The organism is Paenibacillus sp. FSL W7-1279 (assembly GCF_037969845.1).
GTDB lineage: Bacteria > Bacillota > Bacilli > Paenibacillales > Paenibacillaceae > Paenibacillus_AQ.
This window is the reverse complement of sequence record NZ_CP150215.1, coordinates 7,246,078-7,269,864: the sequence shown is the minus strand read 5'-3', so window position 1 is coordinate 7,269,864 and position 23,787 is coordinate 7,246,078. Positions and strand designations below refer to the sequence as shown.

Annotated in this window: 21 protein-coding genes and 1 pseudogene; 14 read left to right on the top strand and 8 right to left on the bottom strand. The window is 49.0% G+C overall.

Going from position 1 to position 23,787, the window contains the following annotated elements; translation table 11 throughout:
- Positions 1 to 16: 16 nt before the first annotated feature.
- The gene (locus tag MKY82_RS32905) at positions 17 to 631 is read left to right on the top strand and encodes an FMN-dependent NADH-azoreductase (RefSeq protein ID WP_339295147.1); all 615 of its coding nucleotides are present in this window, start codon (positions 17 to 19) and stop codon (positions 629 to 631) included.
- Between the two features lie 147 nt (positions 632 to 778).
- On the opposite strand, the gene MKY82_RS32900 is transcribed toward MKY82_RS32905, so the two are convergent.
- The 3 genes from MKY82_RS32900 to MKY82_RS32890 all read right to left on the bottom strand — a co-directional run bounded on the left by MKY82_RS32900 (position 779) and on the right by MKY82_RS32890 (position 3,527).
- Positions 779 to 1,747 (bottom strand): DUF5643 domain-containing protein, encoded by a 969-nt coding sequence (locus tag MKY82_RS32900; protein ID WP_339295146.1) that lies wholly within the window; start codon positions 1,745 to 1,747, stop codon positions 779 to 781.
- A 69-nt stretch (positions 1,748 to 1,816) separates the two neighbouring features.
- On the bottom strand, positions 1,817 to 3,004 hold the full coding sequence (locus MKY82_RS32895; protein ID WP_339295145.1) for a DUF4179 domain-containing protein: 1,188 nt from the start codon (positions 3,002 to 3,004) through the stop codon (positions 1,817 to 1,819).
- Positions 2,991 to 3,527: a sigma-70 family RNA polymerase sigma factor gene (locus MKY82_RS32890; protein ID WP_233355148.1), complete on the bottom strand. Its 537-nt coding sequence runs from the start codon at positions 3,525 to 3,527 to the stop codon at positions 2,991 to 2,993. The genes MKY82_RS32895 and MKY82_RS32890 overlap by 14 nt, the downstream gene beginning before the upstream one ends.
- A gap of 297 nt (positions 3,528 to 3,824) precedes the next feature.
- Here MKY82_RS32890 and MKY82_RS32885 point away from each other — a divergent pair, with 297 nt between their 5' ends.
- Positions 3,825 to 4,310 carry a DinB family protein gene (locus MKY82_RS32885; protein WP_220687158.1) on the top strand — a complete coding sequence of 162 codons (486 nt, stop codon included), beginning with the start codon at positions 3,825 to 3,827 and terminating at the stop codon, positions 4,308 to 4,310.
- A gap of 146 nt (positions 4,311 to 4,456) precedes the next feature.
- Here MKY82_RS32885 and MKY82_RS32880 read toward each other — a convergent pair whose 3' ends face one another.
- The 4 genes from MKY82_RS32880 to MKY82_RS32865 all read right to left on the bottom strand — a co-directional run bounded on the left by MKY82_RS32880 (position 4,457) and on the right by MKY82_RS32865 (position 8,947).
- Entirely contained in the window at positions 4,457 to 6,406 is a 1,950-nt protein-coding gene (locus MKY82_RS32880) for an ABC transporter permease (protein ID WP_339295144.1), read from the bottom strand.
- The gene (locus MKY82_RS32875; RefSeq protein ID WP_009591195.1) at positions 6,396 to 7,157 is read right to left on the bottom strand and encodes an ABC transporter ATP-binding protein; all 762 of its coding nucleotides are present in this window, start codon (positions 7,155 to 7,157) and stop codon (positions 6,396 to 6,398) included. The genes MKY82_RS32880 and MKY82_RS32875 overlap by 11 nt, the downstream gene beginning before the upstream one ends.
- Before the next feature lie 99 nt (positions 7,158 to 7,256).
- On the bottom strand, positions 7,257 to 8,261 hold the full coding sequence (locus MKY82_RS32870) for a sensor histidine kinase (protein ID WP_339295143.1): 1,005 nt from the start codon (positions 8,259 to 8,261) through the stop codon (positions 7,257 to 7,259).
- Positions 8,258 to 8,947 carry a response regulator transcription factor gene (locus tag MKY82_RS32865; protein WP_194544985.1) on the bottom strand — a complete coding sequence of 230 codons (690 nt, stop codon included), beginning with the start codon at positions 8,945 to 8,947 and terminating at the stop codon, positions 8,258 to 8,260. Before MKY82_RS32865 ends, MKY82_RS32870 begins: the two co-directional genes overlap by 4 nt.
- A gap of 249 nt (positions 8,948 to 9,196) precedes the next feature.
- Between MKY82_RS32865 and MKY82_RS32860 the strand changes: the two genes are divergently transcribed.
- The 10 genes and pseudogenes from MKY82_RS32860 (at position 9,197) to MKY82_RS32815 (ending at position 21,068) form a co-directional block, all read left to right on the top strand.
- Positions 9,197 to 10,708 (top strand): copper amine oxidase N-terminal domain-containing protein, encoded by a 1,512-nt coding sequence (locus MKY82_RS32860; RefSeq protein WP_233354689.1) that lies wholly within the window; start codon positions 9,197 to 9,199, stop codon positions 10,706 to 10,708.
- 264 nt (positions 10,709 to 10,972) lie between these two features.
- The gene (locus MKY82_RS32855; RefSeq protein WP_339295142.1) at positions 10,973 to 11,926 is read left to right on the top strand and encodes a DMT family transporter; all 954 of its coding nucleotides are present in this window, start codon (positions 10,973 to 10,975) and stop codon (positions 11,924 to 11,926) included.
- 131 nt (positions 11,927 to 12,057) lie between these two features.
- Entirely contained in the window at positions 12,058 to 15,714 is a 3,657-nt protein-coding gene (locus MKY82_RS32850) for a collagen binding domain-containing protein (RefSeq protein WP_339295141.1), read from the top strand.
- 84 nt (positions 15,715 to 15,798) lie between these two features.
- Complete coding sequence (locus tag MKY82_RS32845) at positions 15,799 to 16,443, top strand: class D sortase (RefSeq protein ID WP_339220574.1); 645 nt, start codon at positions 15,799 to 15,801, stop codon at positions 16,441 to 16,443.
- Positions 16,444 to 16,579: 136 nt separating this feature from the next.
- Complete coding sequence (locus MKY82_RS32840) at positions 16,580 to 16,822, top strand: helix-turn-helix transcriptional regulator (protein ID WP_071220536.1); 243 nt, start codon at positions 16,580 to 16,582, stop codon at positions 16,820 to 16,822.
- A 4-nt stretch (positions 16,823 to 16,826) separates the two neighbouring features.
- Complete coding sequence (def, locus tag MKY82_RS32835) at positions 16,827 to 17,345, top strand: peptide deformylase (protein WP_220687163.1); 519 nt, start codon at positions 16,827 to 16,829, stop codon at positions 17,343 to 17,345.
- A gap of 233 nt (positions 17,346 to 17,578) precedes the next feature.
- A complete protein-coding gene (locus MKY82_RS32830; protein ID WP_194540121.1) occupies positions 17,579 to 18,556 on the top strand; it encodes a ring-cleaving dioxygenase in 978 nt (325 codons plus the stop codon).
- 201 nt (positions 18,557 to 18,757) lie between these two features.
- Positions 18,758 to 19,246 carry a GNAT family N-acetyltransferase gene (locus MKY82_RS32825; protein ID WP_339295140.1) on the top strand — a complete coding sequence of 163 codons (489 nt, stop codon included), beginning with the start codon at positions 18,758 to 18,760 and terminating at the stop codon, positions 19,244 to 19,246.
- Positions 19,246 to 19,742 (top strand): annotated as a pseudogene (locus MKY82_RS32820) (tail fiber protein). Before MKY82_RS32825 ends, MKY82_RS32820 begins: the two are co-directional and overlap by 1 nt.
- A 105-nt stretch (positions 19,743 to 19,847) precedes the next feature.
- Positions 19,848 to 21,068: a hypothetical protein gene (locus MKY82_RS32815; protein WP_339295139.1), complete on the top strand. Its 1,221-nt coding sequence runs from the start codon at positions 19,848 to 19,850 to the stop codon at positions 21,066 to 21,068.
- A 67-nt stretch (positions 21,069 to 21,135) separates the two neighbouring features.
- On the opposite strand, the gene MKY82_RS32810 is transcribed toward MKY82_RS32815, so the two are convergent.
- Positions 21,136 to 21,540 carry a DUF4440 domain-containing protein gene (locus MKY82_RS32810; protein ID WP_220687167.1) on the bottom strand — a complete coding sequence of 135 codons (405 nt, stop codon included), beginning with the start codon at positions 21,538 to 21,540 and terminating at the stop codon, positions 21,136 to 21,138.
- Positions 21,541 to 21,669: 129 nt separating this feature from the next.
- Between MKY82_RS32810 and MKY82_RS32805 the strand changes: the two genes are divergently transcribed.
- Together MKY82_RS32805 and MKY82_RS32800 are read left to right on the top strand one after the other, a co-directional pair.
- Positions 21,670 to 22,008, top strand: coding sequence for a helix-turn-helix domain-containing protein (locus MKY82_RS32805; protein WP_339220572.1), 339 nt, complete (start codon positions 21,670 to 21,672; stop codon positions 22,006 to 22,008).
- A 128-nt stretch (positions 22,009 to 22,136) separates the two neighbouring features.
- Complete coding sequence (locus MKY82_RS32800; RefSeq protein ID WP_194540115.1) at positions 22,137 to 23,687, top strand: BCCT family transporter; 1,551 nt, start codon at positions 22,137 to 22,139, stop codon at positions 23,685 to 23,687.
- Positions 23,688 to 23,787 lie beyond the last annotated feature (100 nt).

Sequence of the window (23,787 nt, the reverse complement as noted above, 5' to 3'; positions counted from 1 at the left end):
TATGGAGGAGATTTACATGACAACAACCTTATTTATCAAAGCCAATAACCGCCAAGGGTCCGTAACGGGAAGACTATATGACGCGTTTCTGGAGAGCTATCGGGTGGCCCATCCGAAGGATACCGTAATTGAAGTGGATCTGTATAAGGAGCATATTCCTTATCTGGATGAAGTGATGATTAACGGGAACTTTAAGTCTGCTATGGGCATGGAACTCACACCTGAAGAAAAGGCTATGAGTGATATAGTCACCAAATATCTGGAGCAGTTCATAGCCGCAGACAAGGTGGTGTTTGCGTTCCCGCTATGGAACCTGACCGTCCCGGCTGTTTTGCATTCGTACCTGGACTACATGCACCATCCGCGCAAAACCTTCCAGTACACGGAGCAAGGATTGGTGGGGCTCTTATCCGATAAAAAGGCGGCCTTATTGAATGCCAGAGGCGGCGTATATGCGGAAGGAGACACGTCGGAGATGGCGGTAAGCTTCGTTAAGAATCACCTGAACGTATTCGGCATTACGAATATGACAACCCTTGTGATTGAAGGGCATAATCAGTTCCGCGACAAGAGTGAGGAGATTATTGAGCAGGGACTGCGGCAGGCTGCAGAGGCAGCTCAAGGATTTTGACACCACTCAAGGTGAGACCATTAAATTAAAACTTTTTCAGCTTCTGTGGTCTTTTTTGGACTACAGTCTTAATCAAAATACCCCGCAGGTTGTGTCAGCCTGCGGGGTACTTCTTTTGCATGAGCAGCAGAACTTAAAATGACGGTACTACTTTACGGAAAACGTCATCTCCAGATCTTCAATATAGTGTTTGATAACATTGCCGTCACTGTCTAGTTTGTATGGGCCGGAATTGCCTTCTATAAATTCAGGCTTGTAAGGCTTCAAGGTGATGGATTTTACGTCTTTATCCAATTTTTCCAGAATGAAGTCGTAATACATGTCGTCATTCTTATTGTTCTCGTCCGTGCCTCTTGCGCTTATCATCTCCAGCTTGTTCCCTTGGTCATCCACAAAATCGTAAGAGATGCTTTGATACTCTTCGCGATTTTTCTCATATCCCTTTAAGATCAGCTGCACTCGGGAAGAAGTGGACATAAGTGCCGCCTTCTTGAGCGTTATGGTCATTTTACCCGATGTTTTGGTTACATTCGGCTGCAGCACAACTGGTTTCTCCGCCGATTTTTGGATAGGAATGTTCAATTTAAAAGGTTTTTTGGTTCCTTCCAGATAAACGTTAGCGGTGAGCTTGAACTTGTCTGGCAGAGGCTTAATATTCTTTCCAAGCCAGGAAGCGTCGGATAGCGAGATCTGGATGGCGTCATTGCCCACAGTTCCCCAGCGCAAGTCTGGTCTGTCCGCAAGGGCGTTGCCAAGACTATGGAGAGGCTTGCCGTCAATTAGAACCTCCAAGTTATTGATGGCGCCTTCGGCATAAATCACGTCTTCGAGTTCAGGATCATATTTCCCAGTTATTTCACCGGAAAGCTCTTTTCCGCTCCGTTCAATTATAATTTGAATGTGGTTGCCGTCGTGAATGGCCTTAGTTGCGCTAAGTGTAATTTCCCCTTGAGTCGCGCTAGCAATCACAGCTTGTTTGCTGTTTTCCGTTTTTTGAACTGCCGTTTTGGTGACTGCTGTTTTGGTTGCGGCTGCTTCAGCGTTACCCCAGGCAGCCCCGCCTAACATGGTGGCTGCAAGTGCAGCGGTAGATAGAACTTTATATGCTTTTTTCATAATAATGATCTCCTTGTTTAAATTGTTGTTTTATTTTTTTCTACTATTGCTTGTGATGTACTCCAGCGGTCACTGCTGGCCGTACAGTTTTTTCAGAATGGTCTGATCCACAGGCACCGTGATCTCCAGGTCCTTTAAGTAGGTTTTGACAATCTCACCATGCTTATCGATTTTAAATGGACCGCTTTTCGCCGAAGGATCCTGGTATTCGGGTAGAAACGGCTTTAGCGTGATATAAGCTGGAGCGTCTGCAAAGCGTTCAAACAGCAGCTCATCTCGCTGATGCTTGAGACTGTTATCGTTGAAAGTTCCCATAGCGCCTATCGCACCGAGCACCCGGCCTTGATCATCCGAAACCTCGTATAGCAGGATATTGTTACGGAGGCTTTTTGCTGAGTCTGTCTGCTCGACATTTATTCGAACTACCGTTGTAATCGGCGTAAAGTTAACCTGCTCAAGGGTTAATCTGAGACTACCCCATTCCCTTGTCTCTCCTGAAGAGATTACTAATTGCTCGTTGTTCTTGTGGACCGGAATCTTCATGGCAAATGGTTCTTCAATACCATCAAGCGAGATCCTGACCTCTAACTGAAACTGATCGGGGATAGGAACTTTTCCATCGGTCAAGTAGGAGTAATCAAACAGTTCGTACATTACCACATTCGGATCTGATGTCGGTTTGCCGCTCAAACCCAGCTTACCGGGGTAAGATTTGTCATAAATAGACTGGCCGTTGATAAGCACTTCAACATCGTTTATGGAGCCTCTGACTGATTTGTTATCCATTATGCTATCGGCATTCACTATGTCTCCAGCAAATCCTTCACCTTCCCGTTTGACAGCCATGGACAAACGAATACCGTCATATGAGACCTCAGGGATGCTAAGCGTCACTCCTTCATGGGTGACCTTGGCGTCCGTCATAGCTACCAGGCCACGTTCTTCCGCCGTTTGCAGTCCCAGGTCGTCGGTCAATTTGAAAATGCTGCCGATCACCGGTATTTTCTTGAGCGACTCGGCCATGATCGGCGATACATAAGCGCTGCTGATTACCCCGATGAAGGCGGCCGCGGCTACGGCTCCTACAATTCTGCGCACCTTTTTGGAGCGGCGTTTCTGATCGGTCTCGGTCTGCATGGGAAGTTCAGCCAAGGAAGCATAGACCTCATCCTGCCGGCGTCGGATGATTTCCGGAACCGTGGTGTTCCATTGTTTTCCGGCCTCCCGTAGCTCTTTATTCAGATCAATTGGGTTCATAAGACAGCTTCCCCTCCCGAGTATGCTTTACCCGATCCGCTAGGATCCCGCGCGCTCTGTGAAGGCGTGCTCTAACCGCTCCCTCAGAAATATCCAACACGCTTGAGATCTGTTTGATGGGCAAATCTTGAAAATAAAACAAATGGATCACGATGCGAAGCGATTCGTCCAAGCTCTCCACCGCTTCATGAAGATCGAGCTTGTGACTATCTTCGTAATAATCAGCGGACCTTGTCGCTTCAGGCACTTCAGCCATGGTCACGGTTTTTTCCTGATTCCGAAGCAGCTGATTGCATTCATTGATCAAGATCCGGATCACCCAAGTTTTGAAATACTGTGGTTTTTGCAATGTTGCCAAAGATCTATAAGCTTTCAGCGTCGTTTCTTGAAATGCGTCCGCAATATCTTCATCGCGTCTTACAATGGACTTTGCCAAGCGGTACAGCTCGGGTTCCAGCCTCCGGAAGAGCCGGATAAAAGCTTCACGATCTCCCCGCTGTGCTCTCTTGACTTCCAGTTCCATATCTTGCACGATTTCATCTCCTTTTGAGGGCCCTCTATAAGATTAGATGGATTAGCACACTGAAATGTTATATGAGATTCCAAAAAAATAAAAAAAGCAATTTTATAGGTTTAACGGTAAACCGAATTCTATCGATCAACGAGCGAACAACGATGAGGTAGACGCCTCTGCTGACAGGCTAGTCGAGAAAGAATGATTTTAATCATTTTCTGCGAATCACAGGACTTCAACCTATAGTAAAATTAGTCATGGTTTGTGATGCTGCTCATTATCAGGCTATGAAGGAGTGAATGACCCATGGCGCATGCAAATGATGTTCTAATGAATCAACTGTTAGCGAACGCAAATGATCCCAGCTGGCATATCCCGTTCCAGCAATCCGTGAAACATCTGACCGAGGATGAAGCGTTCTGGACACCTGCCAACGATAGTCACAGCATTGTCGAGATCATACAGCATCTGCTGTATTGGAATGAAACGTGGCAGACGCGGTACCGCGAATCGCGGGTCGATGCCGTTCCTTCTATTGGAGACAACCATAAAAGCTTTATCATTCCGGATAACGCAACCTTCGCCGAGCTAAGAGACCGATTGCTTGAGGTTTTGCTGCAATGGCAGGAGCTGTTGTCAGCGGCCAAGCTAGAGCAGGAAGTGGATGGATTTCCGGAACCGGCCAAGTGGTGGGAGATTGTGGGCAATGCTGCTACGCACAATGCCTATCATATCGGTCAGATTGCGTATATTCGCAAGCTGCAGAAGAGCTGTACCCCCTTAGAATGGTAATCCGCGGTTTTTGTCACCCTTGAAGGTGTTCCACGGTTGAAATCTCGTACAGCTTCGTTGCTCCCAGGTTGCTAATGACATCTCCCTGCACACGAAAAATGCATGGATGGTACCCGAATCTTCCTGGGCCCACCCATGCACCTCGTTTATAACGCTTCTTTAATTACCCGTTTATAGAACATGACCGATAACAACCCGAATATGGAATACAGTGCCGTATACAGCAGCATAACCATGACCATGGGCAGCCAGAGCTCGTTTCCGAAGAAGAACCAGCCGGACTTAACGGCGAAGTAACTGTGGGACAATCCGACGACCAGCGGAATGCCGAAGTTGAACAGCTGCTTGATCTGAATCCCCTTCAGCAGGTTTCCTTGCGTGAAGCCCAGCTTCCGGAGAATGGTATAATTCGGCTTCTCCTCTTCACCTTCATCCATCTGCTTAAAGTACAGGATACATCCTGAAGTAATCAGGAAGGTAAGTCCCAGGAATGCCACAATGAACATGATTAAACCCATATTGCTCTTCTGGTTGAAGACCAGTTCCGTCTGAGAGAGGTTCCCTGTTCCCTCGTTAATGCCTACGCTCTTAAAGATTTGATTGGCCTGATCCACAGCGTTTGGATCCACAATATCAATGCCGTGATAGACATTGGTCTTCTTCTGGATCTTCGGATCCAGATCCTGAACCAGCTTATCAAATACGGTCTGGTCCACAATCGCCGTCGGCAGCCCGCCGTTTACAAAATAATGGGATACGTAGGCTTCCTTGTCCAAGCCGATTAGCTTCTGCTTAAAGCTTTGTTTGGAGCTTATGAGTTCAATTTCCCCTGTGGTCTGAATGGCCATAAATTGCTGGATCGCGTCACTGTATCCCGTGAACAACGTCTCCTCGGGGGAAACATCCTTGCCTTCGACGCTGGCATCACTGATTACCGGGATGATCATGGAGCTGGAATCCACTTGACCAGAGATCTCCAGGCTGGCGCCGATAATCTTGGATAGATCGGCATTCACTTGAATCACGTCGCGGTTTGTCTGCTTAAATTCGATGTCTTCATCGGTAAGCGCTTGAATGAAAGCCGCAAGATCCTTCTGGTCCGCAACCGCAAAATGGTTGGGCACGCTCTGCTCGGCCGATTTCTCCGCAGAATAGTACGAGATATAGCTGAGTGACAATAGTCCGATCGCGAGTGCGGATACGGTCGTAATGATGGTCAGCAGCAGCGCATTCGATTTCATGCGGAACATGATGGAGGAGAGGGACAGCACATCGTTCAGGGACAAGTAACCGCCCTTGCTCTTCCGGATCGCGTTGAATAGGAAGCTGACCGACCCTTTATAGAACAGATAAGTCCCGATGATAACCGATCCCAGGATCAGGATCATGGCCATGAACAACTCGTTCATGTTGGTGAAATCTCCGCTGAACAGCTTGGTCGAGACATAATAACCAAAAAGTATGAGTCCGATGCCGAGCAGTCCGAATAACATTTCGGCGAAGGACATTTTCTTAATTTGGTTCTCGGTCGTGGATACGGCTCGGAAGAGGGACAGAATGCTCTGTCTTTTGATGAATGTATAATTCATGATCATAATTAGAACGTAGATGGCGGCAAACACAATCACGGTCTGGATCAGCGCCTCCGTGGAGAAGGATAGAGCCGCCTCGGTATCAACGCCGGTGACCTTGAACAGAATCATCAGGATTAAGCGCGAACCCGCGAAGCCGGCAAAGATGCCGATGACCATGGAGCCGAAATACAGAATCAGGTTCTCCGCACTGAGGATCCGGAATATTTTGCCTTTGGTCAGTCCGATGAGCTGAAACAGTCCGATCTCTTTACTGCGCCGTTTAATAAAAATCGTGTTGGCATACAGCAGGAAGATGGCAACGATCGCCACGAGCAGCACGGAGGCGGCTCCAAGCCCGGCTGCACCCTTGACCGATCCTTTCACTTCATTCATGGCTGGGTCATATTGCAGTGTGACAAACGAGAAATACAGGCCTACACTGAAGATGAGCGCAAATACGTACAGGTAGTAATTCTTGATATTCTTCTTCAAATTCCGGTAGATCAGATAATTAATGTTCATTCTGAACACCGCCTAGCACGCCCTGAGTTTTGATGATGTCATTGAAGAAGGCCTGCCGGGACTGCTCACCCTTGTTCAGCTGGGTATAGATCTGTCCATCCTTAATGAAGACGACCCGGGTGCAATAACTGGCGGCCACGGGATCATGGGTAACCATGATGATCGTGGAATCGATCTTCTGATTTAATTCGCTTAGCTTGTTCAACAGATCGGAAGCGGACTTCGAGTCCAGCGCGCCCGTCGGCTCATCGGCAAAAATAATGCTGGGATCATGGATAAATGCGCGAGCCGCGGAGGTTCGCTGCTTCTGTCCCCCGGAGATTTGGTTCGGATATTTATCCTTGAGTTCGTAGATGCCAAGCTCGGTCGCGATGCGCTGGAATTTCTGATCCGCTTCTTTTTTCGAGACTTTCTTAATGGAGAGCGGCAGCAGCACGTTTTCCTTGACGGTTAATGTATCCAGCAGGTTGTACTCCTGAAAAATAAAACCCAGATGGTGCTTCCGGAACTCCGCCAGCTCCTTTTCCTTCAGGCCCGTAAACTCTTTACCCTCGATCTTGATGCTGCCGAGGCTCACTTTATCGATCGAGGAAAGCACGTTCAGCAGCGTGGTTTTCCCCGAGCCCGATGCGCCCATGATGCTGACGAACTCGCCTTTATCCACGCGGATATCGATACCCTTCAGCACTTCCTGTTTATTGAATTTGTTGCCGTAGCTTTTATGAATTTGGTTTGCTTCAAGAATTGCCAATTTCACTCACTCCTTCGTTATCTGTCCTTATCATAAAGGAGTCGCAGCGCCTTTTCCTTCGATTCGCCGAACAAAGTGCAAAAGCATGTGACATTGTTGTCACATGCCGGTCATGCTAACGAAATCATTCCGTTTCGGAAAGATCAAGGTGAAGGTGGTGCCGATGCCGAGCCTTGATTCCACCTGAATGCGAATCAGCAGGGCATCGGCTACTTTTTGCGTCAAATAGAGCCCCATGCCGGTTGCGGCACTGTCCTGATGCGAGGTGGTCGAAGTGAAGCCTTTGTCGAAAATACGGGGCATGTCCTTCGGATCAATGCCGCGTCCGGCATCCTGGATGGCAAGTCTGACATGGTCATCCGTGAGATCGCTCTCGATGAGGATGTCCGAAGCGTTGCTGTATTTGACCGCGTTGGTCAGCAGCTGGCGGATGATAAAGCCCAGCCACTTGGCATCGCTGAGCACTTCCGTTACCTCAAGGGAAACGTCAAATCCGATCCCTTTCTGCATGCACCAGGACTTGAGCGCACGTATTTCCTGGAAGATGATCGGCTCAAGCGCGAATTCCTCGATCAGCAGATCATTCCGGATAAAGGGGATGCGCTTCTGGTGCAGCTGCTGGTCAAGCAGCAGGTGGATGCGAAGCCACTCATACTGGAGCTGAGCCTTTAACGTCTCATCTTCCATGCGCTCGATCATCAATTGCATCGTGGTGAGCGGCGTTTTCACTTCGTGAATCCAGGATAGCAGATCGTCCTTCTCCCCCTGTATCTCCATTAGACGCATGGAGGATTCCTTCTTGAAGCGCTCCGTTTGAAGGGAGAGGATGTCCATGGCAATCGCTTCAAAGGGGTGCTCCGGCTCGCTGATGGCGGCTAAATCGTAGGTGTCATCCCACGTCTGGAGGCTTTTGTAGAACTTGGTTTCCCGGTTGTACCTCACGAACAGGAACACCAGGAAGAACAGCACCGACAGAAACACGATATAAAGGATGGGCAAGAACGGGATCTGGGAGTCCACGGCGGCTATGAACAGGAACAGCAGCTGCAGAAACACGAAGAACAGAATCCAGCTTAGTCGTTCCCGGATGTAGGCGATCATCATGCATGGGCCTCTTCCGTGGCGATATACCCTTGTCCCACCTTGGTTTCAATGTAGGGATCAAGTCCGAGGGGCTCCAGCTTCTTGCGCAGCCGGTTGACGTTGACCGTTAACGTATTATCGCTGACAAAATGCTCGTTGTCCCATAAACTCTTGATCAGATCCTCACGGCTGACGATTTGATTTTTTCGCTCCATGAGGATTTTCAGAATGAACATCTCATTCTTTGTCAGTTCAGCGGTGCCCTGAGGGCTGCTAATGGTATTTTTACCGAATTCGACGGTGGCTCCGCGCCAAGTTCTCAGCTCGGTCCGTTCGGTATTGTAATTGTATACCCGGCGCAGAGTGGCCTGGATTTTGGCAATCAGGACATCAAAGTGGAACGGCTTCTGAATGAAATCGTCGGCTCCAAGCTGCATGGACATCACCATATCGGTCGGATGATCGCGGGAAGACAGGAAGATAATCGGCACGTTCGAGTGGGAGCGAATCATTCGGCACCAATGGAACCCGTCAAACTTCGGCAGCTGGATGTCGATGATGACCAGATCGGGTTGAACCGCTGTAAACTCCTGAAGTACGGCGCTGAAATCCTGTACGCCATAAACGTTATACGACCATTGAGACAGTCGCTCCTGCACTTCATGGAATAGGGTCACATCGTCTTCGATTAACATAATTTTAAACAAGAGATTCACCACGCTTTATAAGGTTGTTCAAAGCCCTTCAGCAAGCTTTCCCGGTGCTAAAAAAGCTGACTATTGCTTGCAAATTACTACAGTTTTCATTCCCAGTGTATAGCAAAATGTCGATATGTGCTATCTGTGGGACCCATCCGCGTGTGCGTATATGACGAGGCTTAAATACCTATTTACAAACATTTCCTACCTTCCCATAATAGAAATGAGCCTATGACCTGGGAGGGGACAAATATCGTTATGTATAAGAAGTTCAAGTGGTTGACTGTACTCATTGCAGCTGTGCTGGTTGTTATGACAGGATGTCAGGCCGTCGGGGGACTGGATATCAACAAGGCGTTGCTTACCAGTCTCGATGTTAAATCCAGCGAATCCAAGGCAAGTATTCGATTCGAGGTGGTGCCATCGGACAAGGCCCTATCGACTGAAGATAAAGAAGCGATTGATCTCATTAATTCGTTATCTCTGAATATGGACCATGCCATCGTGCAGGATAGCAAAACGGTGTCCATTCAGGGCAGTATCCAATATTCGGACAAGAAGATTCCGCTTCATGTGTCCATGGATTCCAAAGGAATGGCGATTCAATTAGAAGGCGCCAAGCAGCCGTTCTATTTATCGATGGATACGACCGTTCCCGGATTGCCTGATACCAGCCAATACGAACAGGCGATTCAGGATGTCGTGAAGAAGGCTGCAGGACTTGTGCTGAAGCATTTTCCAAATCCATCAACAATTGCGGTGAAGTCCGCTCAGGAGAAGGTGAACGGGGAAAGCCTGAACCTGACGCATCTCCACATGGAGCTGACCGGTGAAGAGATCTTGAACATGGTTAAGCCTTTCGCCGAAAGTCTGCTTAAGGATGAAGCCGGCTTGAAGCAAGTGATCGGCGATGCGTATGATGCCATTTATCCGATGATAACCAGCATCGGCGAGGCCTATGGCGAAGACGTAGAACTCCTGCCACAGGAATCCAAGGAGGAGGTCGTCGCATCGCTCTACGAGATCGTGCATGGCGCACTGATCGAATTCACGGAGAACTATGATGAACAGAAGGAACAGTTATTGGAGGAGCTACCGGGATCCGAAACCGTCTTTGGTAAGGATACGGTCCTCAAGCTGGACTACTACTTCGATGAGCAGCTGAATACACGCAAGAATGCGCTGGAGCTGACTGTCGCGCTACCGGCTTCCGAGGACCTGCCATTGAAAGCATTCAAGGTGTATTCCGAAGGTGAGGTCTGGAATATCGGCGGCGCAGTGAAGGCCAATCAGGTGGACACGTCCAAAGGCGTGCTGGACGTTCTGAATGATTCGGTGACACCGGGTCAAGTGCTGCGGAACTTTGAAAAGGACTCCCTTATCTATAATGTGTTGAAGGATGATCTGAAGATCACGCACAAAACGATGTTTCTTAGTCCCGTAAGCGATGAATATGGATATGGTGTAATCAAGAAGAACAATCAGAGCTTCGTTCCGCTTCGTTACTTGACAGACCAATTGGATGCCGAAGTGAAGTGGAGCAAAGGCTCCAAGAAAATTACAGTCATTAATGATCTGACAGGGGAAGAAATCGTATTGACCGTGGGCTCCAAAACAGCCAGCGTCGGCGGTAAAAACGTGACGCTGCAGGAAGCTCCATTCGTTCATACCAACGGATCTACCTTCGTTCCGCTCCGGTTTATGGCAGAAGCGCTCGGTGCGACGCTTCACCTCGAGGGTGATGGCTGGATTTCGATTAAACGTGATTAGCGCTGATTGTTATGGATAACGGGCTGGCCTGGGTATGCCTGTTATGAAACGTATACAAGTTAAAGTATAGCGGGGCTGTTTCCTATCATCTTGGAATGGTGGGAAACAGCCTTTTTGTCATTCCTTCCTTCATCGTATGAACTGTACCGGTACAGTTGCAGTTATTTCAAATCGTAATGGGGTTCTCCCTGCCGTAAGATAAGTAGCAAATGCATCAACCTTCTGGTTGTCCTGCAAAAGAGAAGATGAAGGAGAACACATATTATGAATATACCGCATACAAGCCGTGCCTATGCCGCCGCGTTAGGATATACGGCCATCATTGGTTTTTCGTTTATGTTTGTAAAGCTGGCGCTGATCCATGCTAACCCGCTGGACACGCTGGCACACCGATTCACCATTTCGTTCATTGCCGCATCGCTCGCGCTACTCATAGCCCGTAGAAAGGTCCCGCTGGATCTGAAAAGGCTGCTGACCATCGTGCCGCTGGCGATATTCTATCCGTTCCTGTTCTTTACGCTGCAAACCTTCGGTTTGGTATACACCTCTTCGGCCGAGGCCGGAATCATTCACGCTACGGTACCGATCTTTACGATGCTCTTGGCATCGCTGCTATTAAAGGAACGCTCCAGCTGGGCACAGAAGCTGTTTACCGTGTTGTCGGTGACAGGGATCATCTCTATCTTCGTGTTGAAGGGGGTTTCCTTCGAGGCCTCGAGTACACTTGGGATTGTGCTAATTCTGATGTCGGCGCTATCCAACGCCGTTTACAGCGTGATGGCCCGCAAGCTGACGCAGAAGCAGCCGGTACTGGATATAACGTTCATCATGTCGATGATCGGATTCGTGCTGTTTAACCTGATGTCGGCCGCTCAACATGCTGCGCAGGGGACGCTTGTACATTATTTTGACCCGTTCATGCATCCGTCCTTCGTATGGGCCGTTTTGTATCTTGGCATTCTGTCCTCTCTCGGGACATCGCTACTGTCGAATTATTCCTTATCCAAGATGGAGGCATCCCGCATGGGCATCTTTAACAATCTGGCTACCGTGGTCACGATTTTCGGAGGTGTCGCCTTTTTGAATGAGGAGCTGGCTTATTATCATGTCATCGGCGCAGCACTCGTCATTATCGGGGTGATCGGGACCAGCCTTGCCGGGAGATCTAAGAGCGCTAGTCGTAAAGCGCTTGGGCGGAACAAGTCGAAACCAGCTTAATCTGTTTGTTGTAGAGAAATTGTCGAGTTCCACCATGTATGATTACAGGCTGTAGCATCTGTTCACATTGCCACTTGTCATAATATTCTACTAAAAACAGATGAAATCATACTTAGAGGTGGAGTTAAACTATGAAAAAGAAAGGAAGCATGCTGGCTCTCATTGTCATCTTGATGGTCCAAGGTATATTTGGTACGGGCCTTGGTATGTTTAACGGCCAGAGAGTCAGTGCGGCTGGAGCGGGTAATCCTGCATCGGATCCGGGTAATGGAGTATCCGTTACCAACGCGGTATACGGTTCAGCCGCAGGGCAGAGCATTCTGACAAATGTCACTGTCCAGGATTCGAAGGGGACCGTCATCGACTCGGTCTACAATCCGGATGCGGGTCGGGTAGAGCTTGGCTCCGACGCCATCCTGCTCTACGATTGGGAGCTTGGGGACAATCATAACTATGTGGATGGCTCAACGTTTGAGTTCGACCTGCCCAAGGCATTCAAACTGTACAACAGCATCAACGGGGTTCTTGAGACGGACATCGGGGATGTGGGAACCTTCACCGTATCTGTGGACGGTCATGTTGTGATGACGTTCAACTCTCTGGTGGATAATGCCGAAGTCCGGGGAAAGCTGAAATTCCAGACGGAGCTTAGCCAAGAGGGGATCGGCGGCGGTACTCCGGACGTTGAAATTCCGATTGAGCTTCGGGATGGCGTGAAGCAGATCATTATCCCGGTGAAGCCGGCAAAAGGCAATCTTCTGGGCAAGAACGGCAAGGTTGTCAATGATGGCAGAGGCAAACCTTCCACGATCTTGTGGACGCTTCAAGTCAATACGGTCTTGGAACGGATAGACAAGCCCGTTATAGAGGATTTGATTCCTTCCGGGCTTACGCTGGAAACAGGCTCTGTTAAGATCAACAACCTGACCGTTAATGTGGATGGCAGCACCGCGGTTGGCGCCGAAGCGGCCGTCGGAGAGTTTAGTATCGACACTTCCGATGCTTCAAAATTAGTCGTCACCAAGAGTTCGCCGATGAATTCGGCGTATCAAATCGAGTACTCTACGACGATTGCCGCTGGCGATACAACGGAATTCCTCAATACGGCAACTTTGTCCGATAACGGTCAGCAGAAGGCTTATGCCGAGAATAAACAGACGATTGACCGTGGGGAGTTACTTGCGAAAGAAGTCGTATTGTATGATGAAAACGACCGGACCATCGACTGGTCCATCCTGTACAATTCCCGCGAAACCACCATTCCGGAAGTAGATGCTAGACTTGAAGATCGTTTTAACTCAACGCAAGAGTTGGTAAACGGTTCGCTCCAAGTCAAGGATACACAGACAGGTGCGATTCTCACGGAAGGAACAGATTATGTCCTTACGCCGTTGGTTAACAGCGGAGGGAAAACCGGATTCGATCTGAAGTTTGAAAAAGACATTACCACTGAGCATGAGATTACCTACCAGACCAAGGCAAGTGGGCGTGTTATTAAGGACGAAACTGTAACGAACAGTGTGTACGGAAACGGTGTAACAAGGGAAGCCAAGCAATTGATGCAGAGTAAAGCGCTCATCAAAAGCAACGATGGCTTCGATTACAAGGATAAAACGATCAAATGGCAAATCACGCTCAACCAGGACACTTACAGCATGGACAACGTGATACTGAAGGACATGTTTACGAATGGCGGGCTTGAGCTGACTGGCCCCATCGTTGTAAAGGATGCTGTCGGTACCCTTTGGGATGAGGGTTTGGATTATACGGTGGATGCGAGCACCCCTAACCAGGGCTTTACCGTAGAATTCCTTAAGCCTGTTGACAAGGCGATCATTATCACGTACACAACCAAGTTTGACTATGATCTCCGCCAAAATAAGGATGACCAGAGCTTTTGGAATCGCGCCGATTTATCCTGGGAAGAAGGCAGCAAGCCGTTCTCGACGACTAGAAACGTAAGCCTGAAGCCTAACCCATTGACTGTTGGAAACGGGGATAAATCAGGAGCTTATGATGCCGTTTATAAGGAGATTACCTGGACCATCCAGGGGAACTACAATTTCAATAGTGTTGACAAACCTGTCGTTAAGGACAAGCTGGTTTCACCACAGCAGTACGTCGATGGGTCATTAGAAGTGTATAATCTGAATGTAGACGCTTCAGGGAAAACAAATAGAGGGGTTGTAATCCCATCCACTCAGTATTCGATAACGGAGCCGTCGGAGGCGAACGGCAATGAGCTGCAAATTGCCTTTAAGGACAAGATTGACGCTCCGTTCCTGATCACGTTTAAAACCGCGTTGGGTGATCGAATCATAGAGCGGGAATCTATCGCCAACGAAGCGATATTGATGGACGACAATACGCCTGTCTCCAACTGGAATGGTTCAGCTAGAGTTCCGCGGGGCGGAGAGTATGTTGCGAAGACCGGGGTCCAAAACGGCGAAAAGATTGAATGGACGCTGCATATTAATCGGGGTCAGTCCTACGTGGAAGCAGCCAAAGTCAGCGACGAGCCGTCGGGCAACCTGATCTTGGTGGAGGATTCCTTCCGTTTGTACGAGACCAAGGTTGCGGTGGACGGAACGGTCACGAAGACGGACAAACTCGTTAATCATTCGGATTATAAACTGAATTTCATTTATGGCGATACCGAGAAGTTTGTATTGGAATTCTTGAGCCCGATAGATCGTCCTTACATTCTGGAATACGAGACGCTGATCGACGCTGCCGACCGGGAAGTTGTCAGCAACTCGGCTGGCTTTGAAGGTAAAGGCATTACGGCTGGAATTACAGATAGTAAACAAAGATTCGAAGTTCGCATGTCTTCTGGCTCCGGCAGCGGTTCGGGCGTTCGAGGAAGTCTGGAGGTCTTGAAGGTGGACAGGGCTGATCCGTCGCTTATATTGGAAGGAGCAACGTTTGTTCTCCAAGACACGCAAGGCAAGCGTCCTGAAGTGACGCTTACAACCGATGCAGCTGGGAAGGCTTTGTTTACGAAGCTGCTCTACGGCGATTACATTCTGAAGGAGACTTCGGCTCCTCAAGGATATGTAATTGATCAAGCAACTACAACCATTACGATCGATTCAAGCATTAAACAGACTGGCAACGTCAAGCGAATCACCATAACGAACAGCAAGGATAGCGTTACGCCAGGACCGGATCCGGGTAATCCGGATCCAAACCCAGGGAACCCGGATCCAAATCCGAGCAATCCAGATCCAAACCCAGGGAACCCGGATCCAAACCCGGGTAATCCGGATCCAAACCCAGGGAACCCGGATCCAAATCCGGGCAATCCGGATCCAAATCCAGGGAACCCGGATCCAAATCCGGGCAATCCGGATCCAAATCCAGGGAACCCGGATCCAAATCCGGGCAATCCAGATCCAAACCCAGGTACATCACCGGGTGGAACCGAATCACCAGGTGGTAATAACGATAAAGAAACGCCAAACGTTCCTGGGGAAATTGTACGACCTGGAGAAACTGATCCCGTCGTACCGGGCGAAGTTGATCCAGAACCAATACCTGTAGAGGTACCGGAAGAAGATGACACCCTGGTTGGGAACGAGACGGCGAATCCGCAAGATCCTTCTACACCATCCGCCGAGAATGATACAAATCGGAATCCGGTTCAAGAAACTAAGCCGGAAAGCGGCCCGATTGCGATGCTCCCAAAAACAGGAGAGAGCAATCCAGAACCGTTCCAACTCGGAGGACTGGCACTCATGCTTACAGGCTTCATCTTAAGCCGCCGTCTGCGTAACAAACGTCAATAATTTGATGATATCATCCCCTTCTCCCTGCGTGTAACTGGAGAGGGGGATTTAAATTTCAATCGTAATAGGGAAGGAGGGCTCTTCATGCGAAAGCTTTCGGTTGTCTTGATTCTTGTTGGGCTTCTCATATTCTTATATCCGATCCTTCGCGATTGGAATGCAGACCGCCAACAGAGGGATTTACTAAAGCAAGCAGCGCAAATTGAAGCTGAGGCTCAACAGAGTTCCGCTCGAGATAATGTTGCTGTTCATTACAAGGAGCTGTCCCGTATCCTGGACGAGGGAGAGGCAGCGGCCTCAACACAAGAGGAACAAACCGGTTATGAAGAAGGTTCACCTATCGGCATTATCACCATTAGCAAACTAGAGTTAGAGCTTCCTATTCTGGAGGGAGCAACCCAATCGAATATGAAGAATGCAGCTGCTCGCGTTACGGGGACGGCAAGACTCGGAGAAGCCGGTAATGCTGCCATTGCAGCCCACCGGGCCCATAAGACCGGACGTCTATTCAATCGATTGAATGAGCTCACATACGGGGATGAGATCATCATTAAGACGGATGGCCGTGAATTGATTTACCGAGTCAACCAGATTTCCATCGTGGAGCCGACCGATGTATCTGTTCTGGAAGGAGATTCGGATGAGCAGATCATTACACTGATCACTTGCGATCCTCTCTACGAGGCTACACATCGTTTGATTGTTCAAGCTGAACTCGTTTCCGATTAAGTGTCTCTTAAGGATCATTAAGATCTTGGAGAGAACGACTTTCGTTAGCTCCTAAAAATTAGGCTTGAGATATTAGGCAGTACCTAATAAAATAAGGTATGAGCTAATATTTTTCATGGAACGGGAGGGGGACCCTTTGCTCGAATGGATGCTACGTAATGTGATGGCGGAGAGAGGGATATGGTCGGGAGCGGCTTTGGCGCGGCTGATGAAAGAGAAGGCGAATTACAGCTTATCAGCTGCTTCCATTAGTGCATTGCTGACGAACCAGCCCAGGCAGATGAAGGCAGAGACGTTAGATGCCCTTTGCACAACCTTAGAGTGTACTCCAGGTGACTTATGGGTGCATACACCTCCTTCTAGAACTAAGGGGGCTTAAGTGAATGACGGTTAAAGCTATTGTGCCATTCGGTGATCCGATCTTACGAAAGATCGCCCGGCCAGTCGATACCGTAAACGCCAGAGCATTGAAGATTCTGGATGATATGGCAGAGACACTGTATGACAGTGAAGGGCGCGCTGGTCTTGCCGCACCCCAAATCGGTATATTACGAAGGCTTATTGTCATGGACTGCGGAGAAGGGTTGATCGAGCTGATTAATCCGGAAATCGTAGAGATGGACGGGGAACAGATGGGCCCCGAAGCTTGTCTGTCTTACCCGGGGTATTACGGATATGTGAAGAGGGCCAATAAGGTTAAAGTAAAGACACTAAATCGTCAAGGCCAGACGGTGATCCTGGAAGGTGAAGATTATCTGGCCAGATGTATGCAGCACGAGATTGATCACCTGAACGGCATATTATTTGTGGACCATGTTCGGGATGGATGGCTGTATCACGAGGAGACCCATCAACGCATCGAGCTGTTTCCTGTCATTGGATTATCCAATACTGGCATATAACGGACATGAGGAGACTCTTATAAGGATAGAAATAGAACGGCCGGATGTCTTTATGTCCGACCGTTTTTTTATATCATCATTCACGACCAAAATAAGATATTGAATTTAGAAGGTTGACGGAACAGAGTTCTCGTGATAACATTATCTTAAATTAAAGATGTTTTAAATCGAAATAATAATTTTTGAAGGTCGGGCAAACACTTTCTAAATAGAAGAGACGGAGGAATTTAACCATGAACGGATTAAAAGGAATTCACCACGTAACAGCCATTACGAGCAGTGCCGAGAAGAACTACGAGTTTTTCACCTATGTGCTCGGTATGCGACTTGTGAAGAAAACAGTTAATCAGGACGATATTCAGACATACCACCTGTTTTTCGCGGATGACAAGGGCAATGCCGGCACCGATATGACATTCTTCGACTTTCCGGGCATCCCGCAGGGCAGACACGGTACAGACGAGATTTACAAAACCTCGTTCCGTGTTCCTAACGATGCAGCGCTCGAATATTGGATCAAGCGATTTGACCGGCTGGATGTAAAGCATCAAGGCATTCAAGAATTGTTTGGCAAAAAAACACTCGCCTTTGTTGATTTTGACGATCAGCAGTATCAGCTCATCTCCGATGAGAACAACGAGGGCGTGGCTTCAGGAACTCCTTGGCAGAAGGGACCGATTCCGTTGGAGCATGCGATTACAGGACTCGGCCCGGTGTTTGTACGGGTGTCCAACTTCGATTATTTCAAGGAAATGATGGAGAAAGTGCTCGAATTCAAAGAAATCGGCAAGGAAGGCTCGCTTCATCTGTTTGAGGTTGGTGAAGGCGGCAATGGCGCCCAGGTGGTTGTCGAGTACAACGCCGTGCTTCCAAGAGCTCAGCAGGGCTTCGGCACTGTACACCACGCGGCTTTCCGTGTAGAGGACCGCTCGGTGCTGGAACATTGGATCAAGCGTCTTGACGACTTCCAATTTCATACGTCGGGCTTTGTAGACCGCTATTTCTTCCAGTCCTTGTATGCGCGAGTTGCACCCCAAATTCTGTTTGAGTTTGCAACCGACGGTCCAGGCTTCATGGGTGATGAGCCATATGAAACTCTTGGCGAGAAATTGTCCCTGCCTCCATTCCTGGAGCCAAAGCGCGAACAGATTGAGAGTATGGTTCGTCCAATCGATACCGTGCGCAGCACGAAGGAATTCGTGAAGGAATAATGCAATGAATCTGAAGAAGCAATTCGGCTGTTTAAGACACAGTTGGGTTGCTTTTTTTGTTCCGTAGTAAAGGTGTGTGACAGGCAAAGCACGACATATTCTGGATTATTGTACCTTACTTTCTTTATCCGCATAAACTGAAGTACCGCGATAACCTAGGGGTTATCGACTTTTAGGCAGGGGCAGGTATCGTATAATCCCATGATCAATATGATTGATGCTAACGAGGAAGATACAGCGTTTTTATATGAGCTGTACCGCAGCACACGCCTTAGAGAAGTTTCCTCCTGGGGATGGGGAGAGCAGGAAATGGAGGTGTTTCTGCGCATGCAGTTTGATCTCCAGCAGCGCTCCTATGCACTGCAGTTCCCTCAAGCATCGCACCTGATTCTTATGAATAACCAGCTACAGGCTGGGCGAGTCATTGTACATGAAACACCTGCCGAAATTCGCCTGGTCGACATCTCGATTTTGCCTGAATTCGGGAATCAGGGTATAGGAACGGCAGCCCTGGTTCATTTACAGGATATGGCCAGGACAGACTCGAAGTCCATCCGTCTCCATGTTATCCGCTCAAATCCAGCTATAGCATTATATGAACGCATAGGATTCCGGATAAGAGGGGGAGATGATGTTTATGTACACATGGAGTGGAGCGCTTCGACAGAGAGGACAGGAGGTAACATATAATGGCAGATCCGTTCTTAGGTGAAATTCGCTTATTCGCTTTTAATTTTGCTCCCGATGGGTGGGCGTTTTGTGACGGGCAGTTATTGCCGATTGCTCAGAATACAGCCTTGTTTTCTCTGCTGGGGACAACGTACGGGGGGAACGGCACGACCCATTTTGCGCTCCCGGATTTAAGGGGGAGAGTTGCTGTTCATCGAGGCACCGACTTCCCGATAGGAGAGAATGGTGGAGAGGAGTTCCATACCCTAACGGACGCGGAGCTTCCCAGCCATACGCATCAAGCAATGGGAAGCGCCAATCCAGCTAATAGTGTGTTACCTGTGGATCGAACATGGGCGCTCTCTGACAGCTTGACGTATCACGAAGTCACTAATTCATTCATGAGCCCGGGCGCTATTGCTCCTACTGAGGAAATCAACCGCATAATAACATGCAGCCTTATCTTGTTTTAAATTACTGCATTGCTATAGAAGGGATATTCCCTCCGATTCCATGAAGAACATCCACATGTAAAATAGGCCGCTTGCTAGTCACCTGACCACCTCTTGTCTGGTCTTGAGTGCATACACTGAGTTGAACGACGGAGGGAGGTAGTGGTCACTTGTTAAGATGTAAAGTTAAACCTGTTCATTCAAGAAGTGCACCCTTACCAAGCAAATATAGTCATAACCGTAATCATTCAAAACGATATTTTCACTGCAAGAAATCCAAGGTAAGGGGAATCCGGCAACGTGGTCTCCGGGGATTTCGGGGAAGGCCAGGAGCGGTCGGACCGATTGGTCCCGTAGGGCCTGTTGGCCCTCAGGGTCCTCAAGGGATTCAGGGTTTATCGGAAGCAGCGGTAGGTTTGATTGGTCCGGCAGGACCACAAGGGCCGCTTGGGCCGCAGGGGGTAGATGGTTCGCTTGCTGTTTATGGGGATGGCTCAGCCGGTGAATTGCTCATAAACAGTGGCCAGGTTGTGGATTTAAGTGTTCCAGGCTCTCTTGCAGCATTGCCTTCTGGAACAAATCTGCAGTTCTCCAGAGTAGAAATTGCGGGGACACTTATCATTCCAAGCGGCATCACGATCCAATCATCGGGGGATCTCGTGATAAGTGGTGTAGTTACGGTTCTTCCCGGTGCAGCAGACTCTGGCAATGGCTCACCAAACGAGGGAATATCCGCTGCTGCTGCAGGACCATATAACGGCGGAATTGGACTCGGATCACTGCAAGCAGCACAGGTCATTCCAACAGCAGCTGGCGGTGGGGCTGGGAGCCGAACTTTGTTAGGCAGTGGCGGAGAAGGCGGAGGTAGTTTGATTTTGGCTGCCCAGGGCCAAGTCGTAATTGCCAATGGGGCCCTGATTACTGCTAACGGAAATCATGGAGTAAACCCACTCTCTGCTGGTAGCGGTATAGTCGGTAGCGGGGGTGGTGCTGGGGGCTTTATATTGATTGCTGCTAAGAATAGCATAACCATTGCGGGAACCCTTGCGGCGGCTGGAGGGAACGGGGCTATCGGTTGGGATGGTAATGGCGGAGATGGCGAAGGTGGCGGCGGAGGCGGAAGTGGTGGTGTTATCCACCTTATATCAACCGTTTCTCCAACAGTTACGGGGACACTCCAGCTGAATGGTGGTATGGGCGGAGTGAATGCAATGGGTGTAACAGGCATTGTTACCGTTGGCGGTGGAGGTGGGGCCAACGGCGGAAACGGTGGTAACGGGGGAGGAACTCCTGTTGCCGGACAACCTGCGGTTGATCCGCAGCCAGGCCAAGTTGGCCAAGTGCTTGTGACCATAACACCTGAGCCAGAAAATTGGTTTGTAGCTAGATAGCATAACATGGCTGGTGATCCCTTGATGATTTACCAGCCCGGTTACTAAGGTAACTGTATAATTACCTTCATTCCATAACATCCGAACCAAACGGATGGTCCACAATGTACAACCAGCTTCCATCAGGCTGCTGTCTCACGACCTCGGAGGTATAACCTTGCAGCACAAGAGGTTGGCCATCCGGGTTCACGGTATGCAAGATGAAATGGGCACGCAGCATAGCGATATTTTCAAAAGGGATGCAGTATAGATTGGTGGAGACCATCTTGCCTTGAAGCAGCAGCAGTTCCTCCAGCGTATGGCGGAAGGAATGAATTCCGATCTCCAAGCTTCCATTGCTGTGGACATGAATACTGTTCGGTTCATACAACGCCAGCACTTGATCGATGTCCCCTGAGTTATATGCATCAGCAAATGCGGCATTCATCTCCTCCGGCTTCCAGACTCGGCTTGCGGGAATGGATGGTTTCATTGAATCTCCTCTTTCTGTATGATGATAGCAATAGCCTATCTGAAAATAAAAGCTGTGATAAGTACGCAGAATTTTATGACTTAGTCATCTATTTATGACCAATGACTTAAAGGGGGTTCAGCAATACATATGCCATATCAGGATGAGCGGTATGGGTGCCCGGCTGAAGTAGGCTTGCACATGATTAGTGGAAAGTGGAAGCCTCGAGTACTGTATGAACTGTTTCAGGAAACGCTGCGTTTTGGTGAGCTGCATCGGAGAATACCGGAAGTATCAAGGCATGTGCTTACCGTTCAATTGCGGGAATTAGAGGAGAACGGCATCGTGAAACGGACGGTGTATCAAGAGGTACCCCCCAAGGTGGAATACTCCATAACGGAGTTCGGTATCCATTTCAAAGCGGTGCTTGAGCAAATGGTCATTCTGGGACAACAGTATATCGATACGAAACAGGTCCCTAACGAATAGGCTTCAAGATCGCTTCCTTTCGAAGTACTACCCATTACTGCACACATTCACCGATTAAGTACATCAATTTTGGTTTAAATACAAATACTGTATAGGAATGGATGACTTAATAGCCTGAGGTGGAGCATATGAAAGGGAGTTTATTGAAGAACATCGTGTTTACGGTTTCGGCCGTTATCATTGCCATTCTTGCTATTCTAGGGGCTGCTATGCCTGGAGCATTTGGTGAAGTGGCAGGGTATTTGTACAGATTTACGACGAATACGTTCGGCTGGTTCTATCTGCTCTCGATCTTTGTGATTATTATCTTTTTGATCTGGGTGGCAGCCAGTAAATACGGAACGATTCGCCTTGGCGGAGATAAGGAGAAGCCCGAGTATCCGTTCTTCACCTGGATTGGAATGCTGTTCTCTGCGGGGTTTGGTGTAGGGCTGGTGTTTTGGGGCGTGGCTGAACCCATGAGCCATTTTTTTAAGACGCCGTTCGGAGGCGTCGAAGCACAAGGTGTGGACGCGGCGCGTGTGGCTATGGGCTATTCTTTTTTTCATTGGGGGATTAGTCAGTGGTCGGTGTTTGCCCTTGTCGGACTTGTGATCGCGTTTCTTCAGTACCGTAAGCAGAAGGATGGGCTGGTGTCGACAGCGCTGGAGCCTGTCACCGGCTCGAAGCCCGCAGTGAAGAATACAATTGATATCCTTGCGGTGATTGCAACGGTCATGGGCATCGCGACTTCCATTGGACTTGGCGTCCTGCAGATGAGCGGTGGTTTGAACACGATTATGGGAGTGAACAATGGTGTCGGGTTGCAGTTAATGATGCTGGGGCTTATTTTTGTCGCTTATATGATCTCATCCACAACGGGATTGGATAAAGGGATTAAATACTTAAGCAACCTGAACCTCGCGTTGGCGCTCATTTTTTTATTGTTTGTGTTTGTTAGTGGTCCCACCGTTTTCATCTTGGAGACCTTTACATTGGCGCTAGGCGATTACATTACGAATTTCGTATCGTACAGCCTGCGGCTTCAACCCTACGCTGAAGGCACGTGGGTACGGGAATGGACGATCTTTTACTGGGCCTGGGCGATTGCTTGGTCTCCGTATGTGGGAGCTTTCGTGGCGAGGGTGTCCAAGGGAAGAACGATTCGTGAATTCATTGTGGGCGTGATGGTTGTGCCGCCGGTCATTGCCTGTCTATGGATCGCGGTATTCGGCGGGACGGCGATCTGGTTTGATCTGCACGAGAGCACCGGGATTGCTGCAGCCGTTAATGCAGATGTGACATCTGCTCTGTTTCAGCTCTTTAACCAATTACCCTTCTCCATGGTCATGAATGTGCTGGCGATCTTACTCATTCTGACGTTCCTGGTAACATCAGCGGACTCAGCAACTTACATCTTATCCAGCATGACCACCTATGGCAGCCTGAACCCTCCGCACATTGCAAAAATCGTGTGGGGCACGCTCATGGCAGCGATAGCAGGTGTACTGCTGTATGCGGGCGGGCTGGAAGCCTTACAGACGGCTTCATTGATTGCGGCATTGCCGTTTACGGTGCTGCTGCTGCTGTTGGTCATTGCCGTGGTGAAGCTGCTGAGCCGCGAGCCGATTCCGATTCGGAAGGCTGATCTGAAACGGTTCCGCCGTCTGGAGGAGGCGGCCAACCGGGGGAAGAAGTAAAGGGCTGACGCTTAGCCGAACGAGGTTTTTTACTCCCTGTTCGATAAAGAGGGCATCCATGCGGTGCCCTCTTTATTTTGTAAGGAGATACGCTCGGAAA